Source organism: Luteibacter sahnii, assembly GCF_034063545.1.
GTDB classification, from domain to species: Bacteria; Pseudomonadota; Gammaproteobacteria; order Xanthomonadales; family Rhodanobacteraceae; genus Luteibacter; species Luteibacter sahnii.
The window spans coordinates 182,540-204,225 of sequence record NZ_JAQLOK010000003.1; the positions used below are offsets into that span (position 1 = coordinate 182,540).

Below are 21,686 nucleotides of genomic sequence, written 5' to 3' on the forward strand. Positions count from 1 at the left end.
TCCTCAGGCAAAAAAACGCGGATCAGGGGGCCGGCGCCGTGGAAGCGCGCAGGCGCAACTGGTAGTCGACTTCCACCATGCGGGGCTCGCCCCGGCCGAGCAGGCCGAGCAGGAGCTCCTCGGTGGCCCGTTTGCCCATGTCGCGCACGGGCTGGTGGATCGTCGTGAGCGGTGGCCACACCTGCGTGGCGATGGTGGTGTCGTCGAAGCCGCAGATGGACATCTCGCCCGGCACCGACACGCCCGCTTCCGCGGCGGCCCAGATGGCGCCGACGGCCATGTCGTCGTCGGCGGCGAAGATCGCCGTCGGTCGCCGCTTGAGGCGCAGCAACTGACGCGCGGCCGCCACCCCCGATTCGAACGAGAACCGGCCCTGCACGAGGTAGTCCGGATGTTCGTCGAGCCCGGCACGCTTGAGGCCATCGCGGTAGCCGGCGAGGCGCCAGACGCCCGCGCCGTGCTTCGGGTCGCCGAGGATGTGCGCGATGCGCCGGTGGCCCAGCGAGACCAGGTGCTCGACCATCGCGGCGGCCGCCTCGCGTTCGCGCAGCATGACGCCGATGGTGTCCTTGGGCCGACGCGGTGCGATCGACGCGAAGGGTAGCTCCATCGCCCGCAGGTGCCTGAGCAGGGCCGGGTGATCGGTGATGGGCGGCGTCAGGATCAGGCCGTCCGGACGATGTCGCGAGAGGATACCATCCACCCGCTCGACGAAATCCGGGGCGGTGGATACGAGCGGCTGCACCATCATGCTGTACTGATGGGCTTCGCAGGCCTCCTGCACGCCGGCCTGCACCTCCATGATGTAGCTCGGCGACAGGTTGTCGTAGAGCAGGCCGATCATGAACGAGCGGTTCGTCGCCAGGCTTCGCGCCGACGTGAGGGGGCGGTAGTTCAGCGCGGCGACGGCGGCCATCACGCGGGCGCGAACCTCCTCGCGCACGCCCGGTTCGTGGTTGAGCACGCGCGATACGGTCTTCTTCGACGTATCCGAGGCACGCGCCACGTCGTTGATGGTCACGCGCGACATGGGGGTCTCATCAAGGCTGGGTTCCCTGCGGGCGGCCTGCGTCGAATCGTTCGGTGGGGACGTTCCAGCCGCTGACCTCGACGACCGGCGGGACCGGATCCCCCGCGGGATAGCGCGCCGTCAGCACCACGGACTCCCCCGGCCAGAGCGTGACGTCATTGTCAGTCCAGCGTACGGGCAGCGCAAGGTCGCCCTGGGCGCCGCGGCGTATCGACAGGTGCTGCTGCAGGGCCACCGCCTTCGACGACGACGGGACGGAGAGCGTCACCGTCGTGACCGCGTCGTTGCCGTCGCGCACCGTCGTGGCGTGGACCTCGCGCGTGGCCGTAGGCAGCGACATCAGCGGCGTGAAGTCGGCGTACTGGGTTAGCGGCGTGAGATACCAGTTGGAACCGGCCCAGTCGAGGGTATCGTCTCGCGTCGACAGCCAGTAGACGTTGCGGCTGAGTGGTTTGCCGTCCGCGTCGTCCAGTTGCAGTTCGACGAAATACACGGGGGATAGCCCGGGGACCGTGGGTACGCGGAACACGGTCCGCGTGTGGTTGCCGGTGACCTCGACGCCTTGCAGGTGTTTCTCGAAACGCACGGTGCCGTCGAGGTTACGCACGCGCACGCTCGCCTGGAGCGCATGGCGATCCTCCCGGGTGTGGTTCACCGCCACGATCTCGTGGGAGTCGTAGGCGTATTGGATGTGCAACGCCTCGTTGGCTTTCTTCGCCCCGAAGTACGCGCCGGCCGGATTCATGTAGTAATCGTACAGATGCCAGTGCAGCGACGGCCAGGCGTTGTTGAGCATCCAGTAGATCACGCCGGTGGCCGGGCGGGTGGCGTCCATGTGTGCGTTGAAGGCTTCGAATTGCGCACGCACGTTGTCGTAGTTGTCCAGCTGCGCCTTGGCGACGTAGTCGTCCAGGCCCTTGGGGGCACCGTAGCGGCGAGCCAGGGCGGTGTCGAACGGGGTGAGCACCGCGAACGTCGACCAGTCCGCCGACGCGTGGTACTGGCGCAGGTCGGGGGACTTCCACAGGGCGTCCTGTTCCTGCGGGGACAGCATGCGTTGCACGTCTTCGAGTCGGGGGATGACGGCGCCCGCGCTCACTTCGGAATCGAAGCCGAAGGCGCCGCCGAGTTTGTCGGCATACCAGTACGACGGTGGAATCCAGTCGTACGGGCCGGCCATCTTCATGCCGGAGGGGCCGGCGTCGGCCGTTGCTTCGTTGGCCGCCGCCGCGATGATCGGCAGCGACCAGTCTTCCGCGCGCAGCGCGTCGACGTAGAGTCGCGAAAGCGCCGGCGGCGGCGCGTGATCGCTGCCGATGAAGAAGCCGATCACCGACGGGTGATTGCCCAGGCGGCGGGCTTCGCTGGTCATGGAGGCCTGGGCCACGCGCATGTCGGCGTCGGTCCAGGGCTCGCCGCCGGTCTTCGCCGCGGCCTCCCACTTGTCGCAGCATTCCCAGCCGGCGAGCACGAGGATGCCGTAGCGGTCGGCGAGGTCGTAGAAGCGGTCGTTCTCGAGCTTGCCCTCGCTGCGGATCGTATTGAGCCCGAGGTTCGCGACGTAGTCGAACTCGGCCTGCATGCGCGCCGGATCGTCGCGCAGGAACATATCGGGCGCCCAGCCGCCGCCACGAATCAGCAGGGGCTGGCCGTTGATCACGAACTGGCGGTCGCCCTGGGCGGTGAGCCGCGACTCGACGCTGCGCACGCCAAACGTGGTTTCGGCGCGATCCGAGGTCGTGCCACCGGTCGTCGCCGTCACCTGCAGGCGATAGAGCGGGTGGTCGCCCATGCCGATCGGCCACCAGATCTTCGGATCGTCCAGCACCAGCGCCGGCTGGCCGTCCGCGCCGAAGTCGACCACGCGCGCTTCGCCGGGAGCCAGGTGGACGGCCTGCGTCAGCGGCCGGTCGGCGACGGTCGCCGAGAGCACGGCGTCGTGCGCGATACGGTCGAGATTGGTCGCGATGACCTTCACCGCAAGCGTGGCCCGGTGCAGATCCGGCGAGAGCGTCGCGCGAACGCGCGGCGCGCTCAACGCGACCGGACCGGTGCGCACGATGTCCACGCCGCGCCACGGCCCCATGTTGTTGTCCGGCGGCGTGGGGTTCCAGTCGACCCAGCCGATGGACAGGCTCATGCGCGGGTCGGCCGGGTATACCTTCATGGCCAGCACGTTCGCCCCGGGATGCACCCAGGGGCTCACGTCGATGTCATGCACCGGGTAGGCCCCGGCGAGGTCGGCGTGGCGGGCCACCGCGTGGCCGTTCACCCAGACGTCCGCGCCGCTGATGATGCCGTGGGTGCGAAGCAGCGTGTGTTCGCCCGCCGTGCCCGAGGCGACCACGAAGCGCGCGCGATACCACCAGGGCGTCACGAAGAGGTTGCCGCTGGCATCGGGCACCTGCACGGCGCGGAGGTTGTCGCTGTAGAAGACGTCGTTCTTGAACACGTCGTTCTCCAGCAGTCCCGCCATGACCGTCGCGCGGCCGGTCACGGGAAACCAGCCCTCGGTAGCGAATCCGTCGGTGGAGATCGCGCCGCCGTCCTGCGGTGCCTTGGCGACGTCCTGGATCTGCCAGCGCGCGATGGACACCCGCGTACCGGGCGTGGCGCCGACCGCGGTGTCCGCGTAGGTGGTGCGGGCCATGGCGGGCACGGCGACCACGGACAGGGCGGCGGCGAGCGCGGCGCGAAACGTCAGGTTCATGGTTCAGCGGATCTCGGCAGGATGGGACGGGGCGTCGGCAGGAGCGAACGGCCAGGCTCGGTTCACCCGGGCCCACAGGAGAAACACCACGATCCCCGCGGCGATCCACGCGCCCGAGAGCACGAGCGACAGGACCGATGCGGAGACGTACACGTAGACCCAGCCCACGAGCGCGATCACGCAAGGCACCGGATAGAGCCACTGACGATACGGGCGCGGCATGTCCGGCCGGCGTCGGCGCAGCACGACCAGGGCCACGACCTGCGCGATCGACTGCACGAGGATGGTCGCGGCCAGCAGCATGTTGATGACGTCGGTCAGGTCAAAGAACGTACCGATCGCGGTACCCAGGCCCATGGTGAGCAGCGCCACGTGCGGAAACCCGTGCCGTGCATGCAGGCGCCCGAATACCGAGAGAAAGACCTTGTCCCGCGCGGCCTCGAACGGCACGCGCGAGCCGCCCAGCAATCCGGTGAACACCGAGGCCAGCGCGGTGACGATGATGAGCGCGGTCATGACCGAGGCCGCACCGTGGCCCCAGCTGCGCTCGACCACGAGCGATGCCACCGAGGTCGACGCGGCGATCTCCCGCCAGGGTGCCACGCCCAGCACGCTGATGTTGAGCAGCAGGTAGATCACCATCATCGCCGTGATCGAGATGATGATCGAGCGTGGCATCGTCCGGCCCGGATCACGCAACTCGTCGCCGATGTAGGCGGTGGTGTTGTAGCCGAGATAGTCGTACACGCCGATGATGAGGCCCGCGCCGAGACCCACGAAGAACCGGCCGCCAAAGGCATCCGGAGCGAAGCCAAAGGCCAGCCGCGCATCGAAGTGCGAGAAACCCGCCGCAGCGACGCCGATGATCGACACCAGCATGATCACCCACAGCGCGACGGTGATGACGCGTACCGACTCGATCCGCCGGTAGAGCAGCCAGGTGACGACGCCCGTGGCGGCGACGCCGACGACGTGCGACCGCCACCCATCCAACCCGGGGAAGAAGAACCGAAGGTATTCCACCATGCCGATGATGCCGGTGGACATCAGCAGCGGGATCGCCAGAAGCATCGTCCAGATGAACAGGAACGGCATCAGCTTGCCGCTGCGCGACTGGAACGCTTCGCGCAGGTAGACGTAGGTGCCCCCCGAGCCGGGCATCGCGGCGCCCAGTTCGGCCCAGACCAGTCCGTCGGCCATGGCCAGCAGCGCACCGACGATCCAGCCGACGATGGCCTGCGGGCCGCCCATGGTCGCCACCATGAGCGGAATCGTGATGAACGGCCCGATGCCGCACATCTGCGTCATGTTGATCGCCGTGCCCGAGAACACGCCGATGGAGCGGTGGAAGGCGCGTTCGCGAGAGGGCGTGCCGGTGTCGTCCATGGGTGGGCTCACCACTGGCCGCGCACGCCGAGCATGAACATCCGCTCGGAGAACGTCGAATGGCCCGGCTGGCTCGGCCACACCAGGTAATAGCGCTGGTATTCGTTGGTGAGGTTGGTGCCGTCGAGGAAGATCTCGGCATGCTTGTTGAACTTGTACGACACCGATGCGTCCACGTATTTCTGCGGCGCCTCGTACATCTCCATTCCGGTGATGCCGCCCACGCTGTCGGACACCGCGCGGCGCGAGCGGTAGTTGTAGGCGATGCGCGCCTGGAAGTGCTCGTCCTGGTACCACAGGATGAAGTTACCCGACTTGGTCGAGTTGTCCTGGAACGGGATCTTCTTCCCCGCGAGGTCACGCTCGCCCGAATTGCTGGGTGCGTAGGTGGCGTTGAGCTCCATGCCGGTCCGGGACAGGATACCCGGCAGGAACGTGAACCCCTGGCGATAGTCGAACTCGGCGCCCTGGATGCTGTTGCCCGAGCCCTGCACCGGCTGGGTGATCACGATGCAGTGGTTGCGCACCACGCCGTCCTCGTCGGGCAGCGTGCAGTTGGTGACGCTGCCGTTCTTGATGAAGCTGTCGACGTTGATGCGGAAGAACGCCAGGCTCACCATGCTCGTGGGGTTGATGTAGTACTCCGCCGAGGCACCGTAATTGGTCGAGCGCCAGGGGTTGAGCTGCGGGTTGCCGGAGGACGTGCCGTTGGCGACGCGGAACACCGGGCCATCCGGCGTCTCAGACAGCGAGTAGTTCAGTTGCAGGCCGCCCGCCCAGGTGCTCAGGTTGAGCGGCATCATGTTTTTCGAGTAGGCCAGGCGCACCTTCAGGCTGTCGGTCACGTCGAGCGCGAAGTTGGCCGAGGGCAGCACGTCCTGGTACGACCGCTTGGTGACGTCGGTGCCGACGTCTTCCGGCTCGTCGCCGTAGGCACCCGGGGCCCCACTGAGGTGCTGGGAGACGTCCAGGTGGCTTCGGATGAGGCGCACGCCCACGTTGCCGCTGTATGGCATGTCGCCGATCGTGCCGTTGAAGTCGCCCTGCAGGTAGCCCGACAGCTCTTTCAGGCGCACGCCCCACGTCGTTCCCGGCTCGCCCACCCGCACCGTGTTTGGATACAGCGATTTCCAGTACGCCACCGGGTCGATCATGGCATTGGGATCGATCGCCCAGAAGTTGATGCCCGAGCCGAGCAGGTTGTTGTACGGCTTGAAGTTGTTGGCCAAGGGGGCGGCGGTCTTGGGCATCGCGATCGCGGACAGCGGACCGGCGCGGAAGTAGCCCTGGTCGTTGCCGGCCGTGCAGGCGCCGCTGTTCAACACCACGTCCGCGCCGACGTAACGCACCAGGCAACCGTTCGGGTCGCTGGCGCCCATGCCGGCATAGACCGGTGTCTCCAGCGTCCAGCCGTCGTTGCTGGCGTCGCGGATGCTGTTACGCACGCCGAACTCGAGCTTGAAGCCATCGTTGAAATCGTATTTGCCGTCGAAGCGCAAGGCGTTGAGGGCCACCTTGCGATCGTAGTTGCCGGACGACTCGAGGGTCTTCATGGTCCATGCGTTCGGATCGGCGAACGCGCTGGTCAGCGCCGGTGGCGTGCTCACCCGGAGGTAGCGCCCCCGGAAGTCGGCCACGATGGGTATCGTGTTCTGCGGGATGCCGTTGGCGTTGAACACCCGATTGCCGCCCAGTTCCGCCGGGTAGACGAAGGTGCCCGGCGGCACGGCACCGTCCGGTACGCCGTCCATCAATACGTTGGGCCAGAGAGCGCCGTCCGAATCGGAGATGTTGACGTCGGTTTCCTGGTTCGCCTGTGACGCGGTGTCGTTGATGCCGCGCAGGGTGGCGGTGAACGGACCGCCGTTGTCGTAGTCGAGCTGGAGGTTCAGGTTTTTCGCAGTCGAATCCTTGCGGATCATCTGCGAATACGATTCCACGTCGCCCGGCCACTTCTGGTAGACCTGGGTCGTGTAGATCTGCGAGCCCTCCCAGCCCGGCTCCGGCGTGCCGTACGAGCCCAGGGCGGGGCGGCCGGTGTTCTGCGATTGCAACGGCACGTAGGTCGCGCCCTGCCAGTTGGTGGAGTTGAACTGGATGCCGACGTTGCGATCGTATTCGTGCTGCTGCGAGTAGAAGAAGTCGCTGGTCAGGCTCAGTCCGTTGCCGATGTCCATCTGGAACGACGCGTTGCCCGACTTGCGCTTGCGCTGGGTGATGATCTGGTTGAGGCCGATGTTCTGGCTGCCCAGGAACACCCCGTTGGAGCGGCCGTCGCCGTTGACGTCGACGCTGCCGTCGGCGTTCTGGACGATCTGCGAGGGGATCGGCGCGCCGTTCCACGGGGTGAGGAAGCCGTTGTAGCCGCCCGCGCTGGTCGCGTTCTCGCCGTTGAGCACCACGCCGTACTGGTCGAGCCCTTCGGTGGAGTTCATCCGTCGCGTGTCGGAATAGTCGCCCGACAGCAGCAGGCCCCAGCGGCCGCCGTCGTTGAACGAGATGAGACCGTTGGCCTCCGGCCCGGTGTCACGCGTGGTCGAGCCGCGCTCGCCGTTGGCCGAGTAGCTGTAGGTGAAGCCGGAGGGGAGATCCCACGGGCGATAGGTGTGCAGGTCGATCGCGCCGCTGATGCCCGCGTCGGTTTCGCTCGCCGTCGCCGACTTCACCACGTCGGCGCCGTGGAAGAGCGTGGACGGCAGCATGCTGAAGTCCGGTTGCTGCGAGTCGATCTGGTCCGCCGTGATGAACACCTCGCCGTTGAGCATGGTGCCCACCTGGGGCAGGCCGCGCACGTCCACCGAGGTGCCCACGCCCGCGTCGCGGTTGATCTGCACGCCGGTGATGCGTTGCAGCGAGTCGGTGATGGTGGTGTCCGGCAGGGCGCCGATATTCTCGGCGGTGATGCTGTCCTGGATTCGGTCGGCATCGCGCTTCACGTCGATCGCCTTCATCTGCGACGCGCGCACGCCGGTAACGCTCACGGCCGACAGATCCACCGCGTTCTTCGTCGCGTCGCCCTTCTTGCCGTCCGGTGGGGCCGTGGGCGCGGCGGTGGCCTGCGCGGCCGGGGCGTCCTGAGGCGTGTCGGCCGCGACGGGCGCGGCGGCCGATGTCGACGCGATGGCGAGCAGCGTGACCGTGATGGCGTAAGACAAAGGATGCTTGCGAAGTGCGGTGGACATGGGCCTGGACCTCGTGAGTGTTGCCGTCGCTCCTCAGGAGCTGCCGTCTTTCAGGAACGTGTAGCCCGGCCTCGCCCCCCGGGGAGCGCATGCCGTCGTGGCGCCGAATCGTGTTTTCCCCAACCCCGGGCCGGTTCGCCGGCCCCCTTCTTTAAACCCCCACGACGCGCCCTCCGCGCGCCGCTTACTTCGAAAACGCGATGCGTCCCAGGGCCCACTGGCCCTGGCGCGGATCGCCCGTCGCGAACACGCACAGTGCGTGCACATCGGCCCCCAGCGGGGCGAACGCCGCGTCGCGACGTATCGCGCCGCCTGCCGCCGGTGCATCGGCGAGCGCGACCGTCGCCAGTCGCGGACCGTCGCACGCGTTCGCGTGGATCTCGATCGCGTCGACGCGCCCCTGGTCCGGTCGCACCACGGCGCCCCTGGCCTCGTCGCCGAAGCGCCAGGCCAGCCGTTCCGCGGTGATCGTGACGTGCGTGGCGCCTTGCAGTGCCGCGTCGTTCCAACGCCAGCAGGCGTTACCGATATCGACGGCGTAGACCGGGCTGTCGCCCGTGCCCGACCGCCGCCCTTGCAGGCGCGACGGGGGCTGTCCCGAGCAGGTGGATAGCGCCGCGCCGTCGCGGCTTAGCGTCGTGGTCGCGTCCAGCACCTGCGTGCGTGCCGCGGAGAGCGTGACGCCCTCGGGCGAAAACGTCGCCGCGCGCAACGTCGTGCCGTCAGGTAAGGACAACGATTGGTCATACCGGGGTGACGCCTCGCCCGGCGTGCTGCCGTCGAGGGTGTAGCGGATAGCGAAAGCGCGCACCTGGTTGGCCAGCCTCACGCGAAAGCCGCCGGCGCCGATCGGCGTCACGTCGAACACCGGCGCGAACGCGGTATCGGCCCCATCGAGTGCCAGGGCACGGTAGCGCGCTACCTCCGCGGGCAGGCGGCGCAGGAAGTCGGCCCAGTCGTGCGTGTCCGACGGCGACCAGCCCAGCTCCGCGAGCGCGGCGATCCGAGGGAACACCGCATGTTGGTCGTGGGCGAACGTGGCCATCTGCTCGGTCCACAGTCCTGCCTGCACGCCGATCACGTGATGCGCTTGCGCGGCGTCGGCACCCGGCGGGATCACCTGCGTGGCGTACGCCTGTTCGAGCGTGACCTCGGGCGGCGGCCCGGGCCATTCGTCCGGAAGGCTCGACGGCACGTGGTCGAAGTAGAGCGATTCCTGCGGCGTCATGACCACGTCGTGGCCTTGCTTCAGGGCGGCCAGGGCCACGCGCTCATCGTGATCGCCATGCCAGGACATCACTACCTGGTTGCGCGGCAGCGTCGCGCCCGCCGCGATCTGGTCGTCCCAGCCCACGGGCGTGCGACCGTGCTCGGTGAGGTAGGTCGCCACCCGCTGCATGAACCAGCCCTGGAGCTCGTCCATGGTGGCGAGCTTGAGCGAGGCCCTCTGTGCCTGCACCACGGCAGAGGCATTCCACTGCTGTTTGTCCGCTTCGTCGCCGCCGATCGAGACGTAGCGCGACGGGAACAGGCGCATCACCTCGTCCATCACCGCATCGACGAATCGCAGCGTACGGGCGTTCGGGTTGAGCAGCCACGGGCTGACGCCCCAGTCGGTCCATACCTCGGGGCGCTTGCCTGTGACGCCGAGCCAGGGGTAAGCGGCGATCGCCGCCTGCGAGTGGCCGGGCAGGTCGATCTCGGGGACCACCGTGACGTAGCGCTCGGCGGCGTAGCGCACGATGTCGCGCACCTCGTCGGCCGTGTAGCTGCCGCAGTAGGGTGCGTCGGGAGAGCCGGTGCGCTCGACATCCACGCCCACCGCTCGCCGGCATGCACCGAGGGTGGTGAGTTCGGGGTAGCCCGGGATGGGCAGGCGCCAGCCCTGGTCGTCGGTCAGGTGCCAGACCAGCACGTTGAGCTTGTCGAGCGACATCGCGTCGATGAGCTGTCGGATCTCGGCGGCCGTCTGAACATGCCGGCTCGAATCCAGCAGCAACGCGCGCCAGGCAAAGCGCGGATGATCCTCAATCGTGCCGTAGGGCACGTGGGCGGCCGAGCCGCGTGCCCAGCCCACCGGCGTCAGCAGCTGCCATACGGTGACGCCGCCGTAGAACGCGCCCTGCGCCGAGCGCGCGGTGACGACGATGCCTTGCCCATCCACCGTGATGCGGTAACCCGCGTCGCCTTCTACCGCGGCGTCGGCACGGACGTCGAAGGTGATGGCCGATCTGGCATCCGCCGCCGTTCCCATGCGCAGGGTCAGTCCGCGACGTTCGGCGATGCGTTGCAGGAGTTGCTCCGCGACGGCGCGTACGGCCGGGGACGCCGTGCCGCGCACGGTCAACGTCGCGCCGTTGTCGACATCCACGGCACCGGTGCTGGCCTGTCGTGCCACCACCGGCTTGGGCAGCAAGGCCCATGCGGGCACGCCCGGCGTCGCCGCCGCGACGGTGGTCGCCGCGACGACCGCCAGGCATGCCAGTGCGGCGCGGATCACGCGCAGACCTCGTGCGCGTTTGCCGCACGCGCCCGGCGATGGCGATTCACGTACCACCGCGCCGCGCCGTACACGCCGTGGCTGCCGTGCTCCGTGACCCACACCGACAGGGGTTCGAGCAGCTCGCGCACGCTGCGACCGTGCAGAAACCGTGTCTCGAACGCGCTCGCCTTGAGCAGGTCGAAAATCGACGAAAGAAACCCGCCGGCCAGGAACACGCCCCCGGTGGGCATGCAGGTCATGGCCAGGTTGCCGGTGAAGCTGCCCAGCGCCGCGCAGAACAACGCCACCGCCTCCACGGCGTGTGAGTCGCTCATCGTGGCCGCGGCCGCGGTGACGGCCTTGGGCGTGGTGAGCGACGCCACGTCGCCGTCCAGCGCGCAGAGCGCTTCGTAGACCGTGAGCAGCCCGGGCCCCGAGACGATGTGTTCCACCGGCACGTAGCCGCCGCGCGGCGCGAGCCACGACACCACCTCGCGTTCGCGCAGCGAGTGCGGTGCGAAATCCATCTGGCCGGCTTCCGTCGTGAGGGCGACGCCACCGTTGGGCCCGGGCATGAGGATCGCCGCGCCCAGGCCGGTGCCCGGTCCCACCAGCAACGCGGGCCCGGCGGCCCGTGCGGGCGGGCCGCACAGGTGCCGGCCGGTCGCGGCGAGAGGACCCTCGATGGCGTAGGCGAGCGCTTCGAAATCGTTGAGTACCGCGACCTCGGCCAGGTCGAGCGTGCCGCGCAGGGCAGGCAGGCGCACGGGCCACGCGAGGTTGTCGTTGAGCACTTCGTCGTCCTTCACCTGGCCGGCGCAGGCCAGCACGCAGTGCGAGACGCGGGCGCGTACCTCGGTGCCGATGAAGTGACGGAGCAGGTCGTCCAGCGAGGCGAAAGATGCGCAGGGGTAGACGCCGTAGGCGAGCATCTCCAGCGCCCCGGAACCGTCATCCGCCGAACGCATGAGTGCGACGTGCCCGTTCGTGCCGCCGATGTCGCCCGCAAGAAATTGCATCCCCAATGTCCCCCGACGCCCCGATGCTCCCGGGCGGATCAGTCCATCCAAGGTGCCCCCGCACCGGATTCGCCATCAGCGTGTAACGGGACTGACACCGGTGTCAAGCCGTGCTGCAGCACGGTCCGGACCGCGTTGGCGTGGGCGTCGTCGGGCGTCGCTCAGCCGATGTGCTGTTGCAGGCCCTGCGCCAGCGCATCGAACGCGGCCTTGCAACGCGGGCTGTGCCGAAGGTCTTCGTGCATGGTCACCCAGGTGTCCATGCGGTAGGCGAAGTCGTCGGCCAGTACGCGCACGAGATCGCGATGGCTGCGTGCCAGCGCCACCTGGCACACGCCGATGCCGGCGCCCGCGCGTATCAGCGCGAGTTGCGCGAGGTCGCTGTCGGTGCGCAGGGAGAACGCCTGGCGACGCCATCCCGGCGCCGTCTTGCTCGCGGCGCGGATGAACGGGGTTTCCTCATCGAAACCGATCAGCGCGTGATGGGCGAGGTCGGCGAATGCGCGAGGCGTGCCACGTTCGCGAAGGTAGCGACGGTGCGCGTGCAGCCCGACCTCGATCACGCCGACATGCCGCGCGAGCAGAGCGTCCTGGCGCGGACGCGTCATGCGCACGGCGATGTCGGCCTCGCGCCGGAGCAGGTCCTCCACCCGGTTCGTGAGGACGAGTTCGACCTGCAGGCCGGGATGCGCCGCCCGCAGTCGCGCCACGATGGGAGGCAGCACCTCGGCGCCGATGACCTCGCTGGCGCTGACGCGCACGCTGCCCTTGACCTCGCCCTGGCTGCCGGCCGCGCGCAGGAGTGCGGCGGCGGCGTGCCCCATCGCCTCGGCGTGGGGTTTCAGTTCCAGCGCGGCCGGCGTGGGGAGCAGGCCGGAGGGCGAGCGGGTGAACAGGGCGAGCCCGAGGCTCGTTTCGAGGGCCTCGATGTGCCGACCGACCGTGGGCTGGGCCAGGCCGAGCGATCGCGCCGCGCCCGACAGCGAGCCCTCGCGCAGCACGCCGAGGTACGAACGGTAGAGTTCCCAGCTGGGATCGTCGGTCATACGAAAATGTATGGCGACCCTGCATGGTTGGTCAATTTCTTTCCAGCCAGCACGCCTCCAGAATCCTCCCATCGACGGGAGACAGCGCATGCGAAACGACACGACGGCTCTGGTATTGGGGGCCACCGGCGGCATCGGTGGCGAGGTGGCGCGGCAGCTTCGCGACGCGGGTTGGACCGTGCGCGCGCTCCGCCGCGGCCCCGCCGTATCCTCCGGCGACGAAGGCATCGCCTGGATCGCGGGCGACGCGCTGCATCGCGACGACGTCATGGCGGCGGCACAGGGATGCGCGGTGATCGTGCATGCGGTCAATCCGCCGGGTTATCGCCGTTGGGCCGATTGGGTGCTGCCCATGCTCGACAACACGCTGGCCGCGGCGACGGCGCAGCGCGCCACCGTGGTGCTTCCCGGCACGGTCTACAACTTCGGCCCCGATGCCTTTCCGGTCCTGACCGAGGATTCACCCCAGCATCCGCTGACCCGCAAGGGGGCGATCCGGGTCGAACTCGAGCGTCGCCTCCGCGCGGCGACCGACGCGGGCGCCCGCGCCGTCGTGGTCCGGGCGGGCGATTTCTTCGGCCCACGGCCGGGCAATAACTGGTTCTCGCAAGGGCTGGTCACATCGGGGCGGCCCGTGACCACCATCACCGCACCGGGCCAGCCGGGTGTCGGTCACCAGTGGGCCTACCTGCCCGACGTGGCGCGCACGATGGTCGCACTGCTCGAGCGGCGCGCGTCGCTCGCGCCGTTCGCGGTCTTCCACATGGCCGGGCACTGGGACGCCGACGGCACGCGGATGACGACGGCCATCACCCGTGCCGTCGTCCGCCAAGGCGGGCGGGCGCCACGGGTGCGTGCGCTTCCGTGGTGGCTGATGATGCTGGCGTCGCCCTTCGTGACCACCCTGCGGGAAATGCGCGAGATGCGGTACCTCTGGCGCAAGCCCCTGCGCATGACCAATGAGCGACTGGTGGCCGTGTTGGGCGAGGAGCCGCATACGCCGTGGGACGAGGCGGTGCGTCGATCGCTCGAAGGCGCCGGTTGCCTCACGCGCCCCATCGACACGGCGACGTGAGGGCGCTTTGGCGGGCCATGAACGGTGTCTTCACCCGGCGGCGACGCCTGGGATCGGCTAATTCCCGCAAAGGAGCCGCCGATGATCCAGCTCAACCCGCCATTGCCGATGAACACCCCGAAGGGTGAGGGGTTCGCGCACTTCCTGATCGACTACGGTCCGGAGTCCGACCTGTACTGGACCGTGTTCATCACCGAGACGGGCGAAATCTGGACGTTCGCCAATCGCGATGTCCGCGCCTCCAAGAACATCACCCTGGGTCGCGTGGCGCCGTCCAAGCCCAGGGGCCCGGCGACGCCGCGGACCGCGGAGATCGCGCCTATCGCCCGGTAAGGCATGCGATCATCCGGCTTGTGTCGCGGCCGGTCCGATGGGGGAGCGACTCCTGCCGGGCGACCCGCCGATGCGCAGGCTTCGCTGCGTCTTCCAGGGGCGCGATCCTTCTCTCTCTCATAGCCGCCCGTCATGTCCCATCGTCCCGCTCCCAAGTTTGCGCCGTCGCATGAAATGCGGCGGCTTCGCGCATTGCGCGCGTACGGCATCCTCGACACGCCGCGCGAAGCCGCGTTCGACGACATCGTGCGCCTGGCCGCCGCCATCTGCGACACGCCCATTTCGCTGGTGAGCTTCGTCGAGGACGACCGCCAGTGGTTCAAGGCCGAAGAAGGGATGGGCGTCAGCGAGACGCCGATGGACATGTCGATGTGCGCACATGCGATCCTCGAGCACGACGTGCTGGTGATCCCGGACACGCGCGAGGACGAACGCGTCTGCGGCAACCCCCTGGTCACGGGTCACCAGGCCCTTCGCTTCTATGCGGGCGCACTGCTGAAGACCCCCGACGGCCTGCCGCTGGGCACGGTCTGCGTGCTGGACACCCGGCCGCGCGAACTGACCGACATCCAGGTCGATGCGTTGCGTCGTCTCGCCCGCCAGGTGATGGCGCAGCTGGAACTGCGTCGCATCGCCACGGAAGCGCAAGAGCGCGAGACACGCCTTAGCGCCCTCGTCGCGGCGGCGGGCCATGACCTGAAAAGCCCGTTGCGTACCGCGTCTTACGCCATGGACCGTATCTCGCGCAACGCCGACGACGATACCGCCAAGCGGCTGGGTACCGGACGGCAGGCGCTGTGCTCGATCGATCGCCAGCTCACCCAGTTGCTGGCCGTGGCGTCGACGGGGGCGTATGTCACCTCGGATGCCACGGCGCGCCTGCAGGACGCGTTCGATGCACTGGAAAGCATCTGGCGCGCGGAAGCCCTGCGTCGTGGCGTGACGCTCCGCTTCGCGGCGACGCCGCTGGTCATCCAGGGCCCGTCGCCGCTGCTCGAGACGCTGCTCGGCAACCTCGTCTCCAACGCGCTCAAGTACACGCCGCAGGGCGGCGAGGTGGACGTCCACGCCGAGATCGCCGGTCACGCGGTGCGGGTGAGCGTGCGCGATACCGGCATCGGCATCTCCGCCGACAAGCAGGACGCCATCTTCGACGCGTTCCAGCAAGTCGATCCGTGCGCCGAGGGCCTGGGCCTGGGCCTGTGGATCGTGTGCCAGGTCGCCGCGTCGCTGGGCGGACGGGTGCAGGTATCGTCCACCGAGGGCGAGGGCAGCACGTTCTGGGTGGATTTCCCCACCCAGGTCGATGAGATCGATCAGGAGCCGCAGATGGCGCCGGCGATCGTGTCCAGCTCGCGGTCGTAACTGGCGCGTTCGCCCGCGCTCAGAAAGCCCTGCGTACCGACGAAACCATCGGTGGCGCGCCGCACCGCCTCGACGCGCCTGAACAGCGTATCGGCCTGCGCCTGGGTCAGGCGCCGTGCCTTGCGCGCCGTGCCGATATCGGCCTCCAGAACGTTGGCCCGCATGGCGATATGCGCCTGCCCGGGATCCTTGATATCGCCGCCGACGGTGCCCGCCACTTCACGCTGCGCGGTGAGGTCACAGCTGGGTAAATCCGTTCGATGCGCCTGGGCGTGTGCGGTCGCCGCAGTGACAACCAGGGCCAGGGCGATCAGGGGTTTCATGGTGCGCTCCTCGTCGCATCGCCGTTCGATGCAGCCCACCTTCTACGACGAGGCGTCTGAATGGACGCTACCGTCGGCGGACACTAGCCGCCGATGCGGATGGCATCGCCCATCTGCTTGATGACCGGTGCCCACAGGGCTTGCTCTTGCGGTCGGTAGACGAAATGCACGGTGACGAGGTGGCTGCCGTCGATGAGCGTCTTGCGGTAGACGATGCGGCCTTTTGCGTCGAGGCAGGAGTAGGCCACGAGATTCGATCGGGCGACGGCGTAGCTCGCCTTGTCGCCGGCGCAGTCGTCTGCCAGGGCGTCTTTCAGGATCTTGGCCGGTGCGTCGTCATCGACGTTGTAGCTGCCCCAGACGCGAATGTCCGCGTCGCCCTGTTCGGGTTTGAAGATCACGCCGTCGCCGTTATCGGCCTCGTTGCCGGCGGTGAGGAGTGGCGTCGGATAGTCGATCGTGTACTCGAACCGCGCATTGCCGTAGGACGCCAGGCGGTTGGCCTGATGGCCCGGTGCCGCCGCCGGATGACTGGGGAGTGCGGTGGCCTGGCTTCCGTCCGGCGCAGGTGCCACGGTTTTCCTGGCCAACCACACATAGGCGATACCCACGCACAGGACGATGCCCACGATAAGGGCGGTGAGCCAATGTTTCTTTGTGCGCATCGGGTGTATGCCTTTCAAGCATAGCGTCAGGGGACATGGCAGGACGAACGAGATCGATTCGCCATCGCGCGTGCCCACGGATGTCATCCATAAGCGGCCATGGGTTTCAGGTGTTCGTATCGTAATGGATGCTGGCTCATCAAACGCGTTTTCGGTGACAGCCGACGCGCCCGCGACGTGCTGTACCGCTGCGTCACAGGCACGTTCGGCCGCTGCGCATTCGACCATGCCAGAATCAGCGCCTTCGATCCTGGGAGCGACCATGGAAACGCCTGAAAGCATCGATGTGCGTCGGGACCGCCTAGCCGGCGGGCTGCAGGGTCTGCTGATCGGGGATGCGCTCGGCGTGCCTTACGAGTTCCACGAGCCGCTCGACGTGCCGCGCCTGGAACAAATCGACATCGATCCGCCCAAGGATTTCCCGCGCTCGCACCAGGGCGTACCCCCGGGAACATGGTCGGACGATGGGGCGCAGGCACTCTGCCTGCTTCAATCGTTGCTCGCCAAGGGAACGTTGGATCTGGGGGACTTCTCGCGCCGGCTCGTGAACTGGGCGGACTGGGGGCACCTTGCGGTGGACGGCCACGTCTTCGACATCGGCCTGCAGACGGCTCGGGCGATCGAGCGCCTGCGCGCCGGCGTACCGCCCGAGCACGCCGGCGGCCGGGAGGCGTTCGACAACGGCAATGGCTCGCTGATGCGTGTGCTTCCGCTGGCGCTGTGGCATACCGGCGACGACGTGTCCCTTGTCGCGATGGCCGCGCAGCAATCGCTCCCCACCCATGCTCATCCCCGTGCCGCCGTCGCGTGCGCTTTTCTGTGTCTTTGGGCGCGTGCCGAGCTGGCGGCAAAGGACTGGGGATGGGCGTGGGCCGAGGCGACGTTAAGGCAGCATGGTCCCGACGTGGGCCTTCCCGCCGAAGACATCGAGATCGTGCTGGATCGGTCCTGGGCCACCCGGGTGCAAGGCTCGGGCTACGTCGTGGACACGCTCTGGTCGGCTCGCCAGGCGCTGGATCGCGCGACGGGCTACGCCGATGCCGTGCGATACGCCGTGTCCTTCGGGCATGACACCGACACCACCGCGGCGGTGGCCGGTGGGATCGCGGGGATTCGTTACGGCCTGCACGGCATTCCGTCGTACTGGCGCGAGCGGCTGCGCGGGAAGGAGCTATTCGCTGAGCTTCAGGGCGCGTTGATCAGGCATGCCTGCGCATGCGATGGCGACGGTGATGGTGAACCGGCCCATCCGGGCAACCCCTGACGAGAGCAGCCCATCGCGGTCATGTGCCGGTGCTCGGTCCACGTGATAGGTTTCGTGCGTCAAAAGGGGCGATCATGAAAAAGGTAGGTCTTCTCGCGTTGGCGTTGGGATGGATCGTCGCGGCCTCCGCGTCCGACGTGCCGGACTGGAAACCAAAGGCCGACGCCATGCTCCGGGAGGTGCCCGTCGATGCGCCAGGGGCATCCGTCGCGGTGGTTCGGGGCGGCACGCTGGTTTACGCGGCCTCACGGGGCCTGGCGAGCCTTGAGCTCAACGTGAAGCTCTCCGAGGCCAGCACCTTCCACATCGGCTCGCTGACCAAGACCGTGACCGCGGCGGCGATCATGAAGCTCCAGACCGAAGGCCGCCTGGGGCTGGACGATCCGATCGCCCGTTGGCTTCCGACGTTTCCCGGCGCAGGCGGTATCACGGTTCGAGAACTGCTGAACCACACCTCGGGCGTCAGCGACGGGTGGGAGGTTCCCCTTGCGCAACCGCTCGATACGGACCAACGGTTGGCGCTGATCGGCAAGGCGGGTTCTGATTTTCCGCCCGGAACGGACTGGCGCTACAGCAACTCCGGCTACATGGTGCTCGGCGCGATCCTCGAAAAGATCACGGGTCTTGCCTGGTCGGATGCGGAGCGAGCGCTCGTGCTTGACCCGCTGGGGATCGCGTCCCTGGGCTACCATGACGACGCGGCCATCGTGAAAGGCATGGCGTCCGGTTACTCCGCCGCACGCGATGGCAAGGTCATCAAGCCCGTGCTGTACAGCATCGCAGGCCCTGGCGCCGCCGGTGCGCTCGATGGCGATGGACGGGGCGTCGCCACGCTGCTGCATCGTCTTGCGACGGGCCCGGCACCCTGGCCTGCCATCTTCAAAACCATGACGACGCCCGCGTCCGTGGCCGGCCACGCGCTGCCTTACGGTTTGGGCACCGCGCCGGGAAACGTCCGTGGCGTCGCGGTGTTGGAGCACGCCGGTGGCATCGAAGGCTACTCGGCCTACTACGTCTACGCCCCCGGCCAGGACATCGCTGTCGCCGTGCTCGAAAATTCCGATGCGCCTCACGTGGGTGCCCGGTCGCTGGCGCGGCGTATCGCGGCGTTGGCGCTGGGCGTGCCCTACAGGACATTCGAGCCGGCCCATTGGTCGTCGGACCGGATAGCCGCCCTCGCGGGACGGTATGTCATCGAAGGTCGCAGTCATCACGTGATCGCCATCCATGACGGCGCGCCGTGGATCCGCCGCGACGACGGACCCGAGAAGCGCCTGGTCCCTTGCGCCGACAACGTGTTGATCTACGCCAACGACGGCACGGACTTTATCGAGCCGATATCGAACGACCAAGGCCGGGTCCGCGCCATCCGCTTCCACGTCGACGGTGAGGCGACGCCGCGGATCGAGGAGCGACTTCCGTGATAGAGCGCTTCAGGTCGTCGTGGATGTCGCGGCGCCGTGCATCGGGCAAGGGCCCGTACCCAACGTGGTGTTGTTGACCTTACGGGCGCCGGATACCGACTTACACCTGCGTATCGACAGCATGTCGGCCGCGACGTTCGCAGTCAAAGCCTATGCCTCCGCGCGACAGCCCATCGTAGGCACCCGGGCACTGTACTGGACTGCGAAGATGTAGCGGTTATACGCGCTCAAAGCCATGTCGCGACCCCGCCGTGGTGCGAGCAGGTGCCTCGCCGACTTGCACTGAAGCTAAAGGTGCCATCTCGGCACTGGGCTGATGCACCGGTAGGTGCCTGTCCCGTGTCCGTGTGCGCAGGCCGATGGATCGTCTGACCTTGCCGGTTTACATAGGAGCCTTGCTCAATGAGTTGCGGCGACATCAAGGCTGACGCTTCGGCTGGCCGGGTAGGGCGCTCCTGCGCGTGCACTCCGGTACCGTAGAGTGGCAGCAAAGACCACCCAGAAAGGAAGACGGCGTAAGCGATACGTCCGACGGTGCGCATGGGACTCTCCACAAGGGCGTCCCATGACAACGGCCTGTCAGTCCCGCAGCTTGAGTCCTGGTTGAGTGAAATTTCGGCAAGCCATATAACGTTGCCAGCGGGCGTGTACCACGACGGCTCCGCCAATCACGCTACCGAAGCGACGATTCGGACGCAGGTGACGGATCGGGGCGCGTACGGACGTTTGCCCCGTGCCCGAGTCTGGCGGGTAGTGCCCTGACATTGGTAGCGCCCGGGACTACGGTGACACCGGGGGAGGCAGGGCCGGGCAGCGTCCTGAAAATTCTTCCTGGCGAGGTGTGAGATTCTCCGAGCTCGCCCGAATCATAGGTCAGAGGGGCGGGAGGGCCGCGCCGGTGAGCCCATGGATACCATTACACCCACCATGACCGCGAATGACGACCGAGATGCCTTCAGTGCGCTACTTCAGCGCCATGCCGGCATCGTGTTCAAGATTGCCGGCAGCTACGCGCACGGCCCCGAGGACCGTGCCGACCTGGCCCAGGACATCGCGGCACAGCTCTGGCACGCCTGGCCGAAGTACGACCCGGCGCGCAGCGTCACCACCTGGATGTACCGGATCGCGCTGAACGTGGCGATCAGCCACCTGCGCCATCGCCAGTTGCGGCAGCGGCACGACGCATTGCCGCTGGACGAAACCCTGCACGACGTGGCCGACGGCAACGCCGTCGACCCGGAGAACGAACAAGGGGTCCGGTTGCTCCGGGACTTCATCGCCCGCCAGCCGCCACTGGACCGCGCGTTGCTGCTGCTCTACCTCGAAGACCGCTCGCAACGGGAGATCGCCGAGATCCTCGGCATCACCGAAAGCAACGTCTCCACCAAGATCGGGCGCATGAAACAGCGCATCCGCGACGCATTCCGATAACACCGACAGGGGTACCACGATGGAACTCGATGACTTCAAATCCGCCTGGCAATCGCTCGACCACCGTCTGCAACTCGACAACGCGCTGAAACTTCACGAACTGCGCGAGCGCAAGCTGGACAAAACCCGCGGCAGCCTGCGCCCGCTGTTCTGGGGGCAGGTCGCGCAGATCCTGTTCGCTATACCCTTCATCCTGCTCGCAGCGCTGCTGTGGATGAGCCGTCCCGATCCCGCATCGTCCATCGTTGCCGGTGTGTTGGTGCAGGCGTATGGCGTGCTGACCATCATTGCCGCAGGGGTGGTGCTGGGACAGATCGGCCACATCGACTACTCGCAACCGGTGCTCGTCATCCAGAAGCAGTTGCTGCGCGCACGCACGCTGTACGTCCGCAGCGGCATGGTTGCCGGTCTGCCGTGGTGGTTCCTGTGGGTCGCGATCGTGCAGACCTTGGCGGCCCTGGGCGGTGTCGATCTGCTGGCCAAGGCGCCCGCATTCGTGTGGAGCGGCTACGGCATCGGCATAGTCGGCCTGCTGGCGACCTGGTGGTTCCATCGCTGGGCGCGCCGCCCTGAACGCGCCGAGTTCGGGCGGAAAATGGATGATTCCTTAAGCGGCCGCAGCTTGCGCAAGGCACAGGCGCAACTGGATGAACTGCAGCGATTCGAGCGCGACTGACGCCATACCCCCGGTCCGTCACGCTGGACCTCTTCCTCGAAGGGTGTCCGGCCGCGAGCTATCGCTTGCGGCGCGGTCCATCCCGCACATCCGCGCCGTACGTGCGACGACGATGGGGCGCCGACTGGGGCCATGCCACCTATGCCGGGATCGCTGCGAAGGCCCACGCATCTCACCGAAGTGGCGTGAATGACGTCGCGGGTCGTGGGGGCACCACCGCCCATCGTTGGGCTCGCGGCACGCTTCGAGGCGGTGTACGTCGCCCGCGTCAGTGG

17 protein-coding genes are annotated in these 21,686 nt (G+C 67.7%); 7 read left to right on the forward strand and 10 right to left on the reverse strand.

The window, feature by feature from the left end:
• Positions 1-22: 22 nt before the first annotated feature.
• The 7 genes from PI246_RS11150 to PI246_RS11180 all read right to left on the reverse strand — a co-directional run bounded on the left by PI246_RS11150 (position 23) and on the right by PI246_RS11180 (position 12,855).
• Positions 23-1,030 (reverse strand): LacI family DNA-binding transcriptional regulator, encoded by a 1,008-nt coding sequence (locus tag PI246_RS11150; RefSeq protein WP_320551369.1) that lies wholly within the window; start codon positions 1,028-1,030, stop codon positions 23-25.
• 10 nt (positions 1,031-1,040) lie between these two features.
• Entirely contained in the window at positions 1,041-3,740 is a 2,700-nt protein-coding gene (locus PI246_RS11155) for a glycoside hydrolase family 2 protein (RefSeq protein WP_320551370.1), read from the reverse strand.
• Between the two features lie 3 nt (positions 3,741-3,743).
• On the reverse strand, positions 3,744-5,126 hold the full coding sequence (locus PI246_RS11160; protein ID WP_320551371.1) for an APC family permease: 1,383 nt from the start codon (positions 5,124-5,126) through the stop codon (positions 3,744-3,746).
• A gap of 8 nt (positions 5,127-5,134) precedes the next feature.
• The gene (locus PI246_RS11165) at positions 5,135-8,308 is read right to left on the reverse strand and encodes a TonB-dependent receptor (protein ID WP_320551372.1); all 3,174 of its coding nucleotides are present in this window, start codon (positions 8,306-8,308) and stop codon (positions 5,135-5,137) included.
• Positions 8,309-8,492: 184 nt separating this feature from the next.
• Positions 8,493-10,808, reverse strand: a complete 2,316-nt coding sequence (locus PI246_RS11170; RefSeq protein ID WP_320551373.1) for a beta-N-acetylhexosaminidase — start codon at positions 10,806-10,808, stop codon at positions 8,493-8,495.
• Positions 10,805-11,809 (reverse strand): glucokinase, encoded by a 1,005-nt coding sequence (locus tag PI246_RS11175; RefSeq protein WP_320551374.1) that lies wholly within the window; start codon positions 11,807-11,809, stop codon positions 10,805-10,807. The genes PI246_RS11170 and PI246_RS11175 overlap by 4 nt, the downstream gene beginning before the upstream one ends.
• A 161-nt stretch (positions 11,810-11,970) precedes the next feature.
• A complete protein-coding gene (locus PI246_RS11180; RefSeq protein WP_320551375.1) occupies positions 11,971-12,855 on the reverse strand; it encodes a LysR family transcriptional regulator in 885 nt (294 codons plus the stop codon).
• Between the two features lie 88 nt (positions 12,856-12,943).
• Between PI246_RS11180 and PI246_RS11185 the strand changes: the two genes are divergently transcribed.
• The 3 genes from PI246_RS11185 to PI246_RS11195 all read left to right on the forward strand — a co-directional run bounded on the left by PI246_RS11185 (position 12,944) and on the right by PI246_RS11195 (position 15,628).
• Positions 12,944-13,930 carry an NAD-dependent epimerase/dehydratase family protein gene (locus PI246_RS11185; RefSeq protein ID WP_320551376.1) on the forward strand — a complete coding sequence of 329 codons (987 nt, stop codon included), beginning with the start codon at positions 12,944-12,946 and terminating at the stop codon, positions 13,928-13,930.
• 81 nt (positions 13,931-14,011) lie between these two features.
• Entirely contained in the window at positions 14,012-14,263 is a 252-nt protein-coding gene (locus tag PI246_RS11190) for a hypothetical protein (protein ID WP_320551377.1), read from the forward strand.
• Between the two features lie 132 nt (positions 14,264-14,395).
• Positions 14,396-15,628 carry a GAF domain-containing sensor histidine kinase gene (locus tag PI246_RS11195; protein ID WP_320551378.1) on the forward strand — a complete coding sequence of 411 codons (1,233 nt, stop codon included), beginning with the start codon at positions 14,396-14,398 and terminating at the stop codon, positions 15,626-15,628.
• Here PI246_RS11195 and PI246_RS11200 read toward each other — a convergent pair.
• Together PI246_RS11200 and PI246_RS11205 are read right to left on the reverse strand one after the other, a co-directional pair.
• Positions 15,580-15,951 (reverse strand): hypothetical protein, encoded by a 372-nt coding sequence (locus PI246_RS11200; protein WP_320551379.1) that lies wholly within the window; start codon positions 15,949-15,951, stop codon positions 15,580-15,582. The two genes, PI246_RS11195 and PI246_RS11200, sit on opposite strands and share 49 nt — an antisense overlap.
• Before the next feature lie 83 nt (positions 15,952-16,034).
• Positions 16,035-16,616, reverse strand: a complete 582-nt coding sequence (locus tag PI246_RS11205) for a hypothetical protein (protein ID WP_320551380.1) — start codon at positions 16,614-16,616, stop codon at positions 16,035-16,037.
• Positions 16,617-16,740: 124 nt separating this feature from the next.
• Between PI246_RS11205 and PI246_RS11210 the strand changes: the two genes are divergently transcribed.
• Both PI246_RS11210 and PI246_RS11215 read left to right on the forward strand, forming a co-directional pair.
• Entirely contained in the window at positions 16,741-17,880 is a 1,140-nt protein-coding gene (locus tag PI246_RS11210) for an ADP-ribosylglycohydrolase family protein (protein ID WP_320551381.1), read from the forward strand.
• Positions 17,881-17,954: 74 nt separating this feature from the next.
• Complete coding sequence (locus PI246_RS11215; protein ID WP_320551382.1) at positions 17,955-19,304, forward strand: serine hydrolase domain-containing protein; 1,350 nt, start codon at positions 17,955-17,957, stop codon at positions 19,302-19,304.
• 227 nt (positions 19,305-19,531) lie between these two features.
• Here the strand turns inward: PI246_RS11215 and PI246_RS18435 are convergent, their stop codons facing one another.
• On the reverse strand, positions 19,532-19,846 hold the full coding sequence (locus PI246_RS18435) for a DUF3761 domain-containing protein (protein WP_343218471.1): 315 nt from the start codon (positions 19,844-19,846) through the stop codon (positions 19,532-19,534).
• Between the two features lie 364 nt (positions 19,847-20,210).
• Here PI246_RS18435 and PI246_RS11220 point away from each other — a divergent pair, with 364 nt between their 5' ends.
• Together PI246_RS11220 and PI246_RS11225 are read left to right on the forward strand one after the other, a co-directional pair.
• A complete protein-coding gene (locus PI246_RS11220; RefSeq protein ID WP_320551383.1) occupies positions 20,211-20,735 on the forward strand; it encodes an RNA polymerase sigma factor in 525 nt (174 codons plus the stop codon).
• A gap of 19 nt (positions 20,736-20,754) precedes the next feature.
• Entirely contained in the window at positions 20,755-21,411 is a 657-nt protein-coding gene (locus PI246_RS11225) for a serine/threonine protein kinase (protein ID WP_320551384.1), read from the forward strand.
• Positions 21,412-21,686: the final 275 nt, after the last annotated feature.

Excerpts from the sequence above, each read along its gene's own strand:
- PI246_RS11195 (WP_320551378.1), top strand. The coding sequence starts at position 14,396 with ATGTCCCATCGTCCCGCTCCCAAGTTTGCGCCGTCGCATGAAATGCGG.
- PI246_RS11215 (WP_320551382.1), top strand. The coding sequence starts at position 17,955 with ATGAAAAAGGTAGGTCTTCTCGCGTTGGCGTTGGGATGGATCGTCGCG.
- PI246_RS11185 (WP_320551376.1), top strand. The coding sequence starts at position 12,944 with ATGCGAAACGACACGACGGCTCTGGTATTGGGGGCCACCGGCGGCATC.
- PI246_RS11190 (WP_320551377.1), top strand. The coding sequence starts at position 14,012 with ATGATCCAGCTCAACCCGCCATTGCCGATGAACACCCCGAAGGGTGAG.
- PI246_RS11225 (WP_320551384.1), top strand. The coding sequence starts at position 20,755 with ATGGAACTCGATGACTTCAAATCCGCCTGGCAATCGCTCGACCACCGT.
- PI246_RS11160 (WP_320551371.1), bottom strand. The coding sequence starts at position 5,126 with ATGGACGACACCGGCACGCCCTCTCGCGAACGCGCCTTCCACCGCTCC.
- PI246_RS11180 (WP_320551375.1), bottom strand. The coding sequence starts at position 12,855 with ATGACCGACGATCCCAGCTGGGAACTCTACCGTTCGTACCTCGGCGTG.
- PI246_RS11200 (WP_320551379.1), bottom strand. The coding sequence starts at position 15,951 with ATGAAACCCCTGATCGCCCTGGCCCTGGTTGTCACTGCGGCGACCGCA.
- PI246_RS11155 (WP_320551370.1), bottom strand. The coding sequence starts at position 3,740 with ATGAACCTGACGTTTCGCGCCGCGCTCGCCGCCGCCCTGTCCGTGGTC.
- PI246_RS11205 (WP_320551380.1), bottom strand. The coding sequence starts at position 16,616 with ATGCGCACAAAGAAACATTGGCTCACCGCCCTTATCGTGGGCATCGTC.
- PI246_RS11150 (WP_320551369.1), bottom strand. The coding sequence starts at position 1,030 with ATGTCGCGCGTGACCATCAACGACGTGGCGCGTGCCTCGGATACGTCG.
- PI246_RS11175 (WP_320551374.1), bottom strand. The coding sequence starts at position 11,809 with ATGCAATTTCTTGCGGGCGACATCGGCGGCACGAACGGGCACGTCGCA.
- PI246_RS11165 (WP_320551372.1), bottom strand. The coding sequence starts at position 8,308 with ATGTCCACCGCACTTCGCAAGCATCCTTTGTCTTACGCCATCACGGTC.
- PI246_RS11210 (WP_320551381.1), top strand. The coding sequence starts at position 16,741 with ATGGATGCTGGCTCATCAAACGCGTTTTCGGTGACAGCCGACGCGCCC.
- PI246_RS18435 (WP_343218471.1), bottom strand. The coding sequence starts at position 19,846 with ATGCGCACCGTCGGACGTATCGCTTACGCCGTCTTCCTTTCTGGGTGG.
- PI246_RS11220 (WP_320551383.1), top strand. The coding sequence starts at position 20,211 with ATGGATACCATTACACCCACCATGACCGCGAATGACGACCGAGATGCC.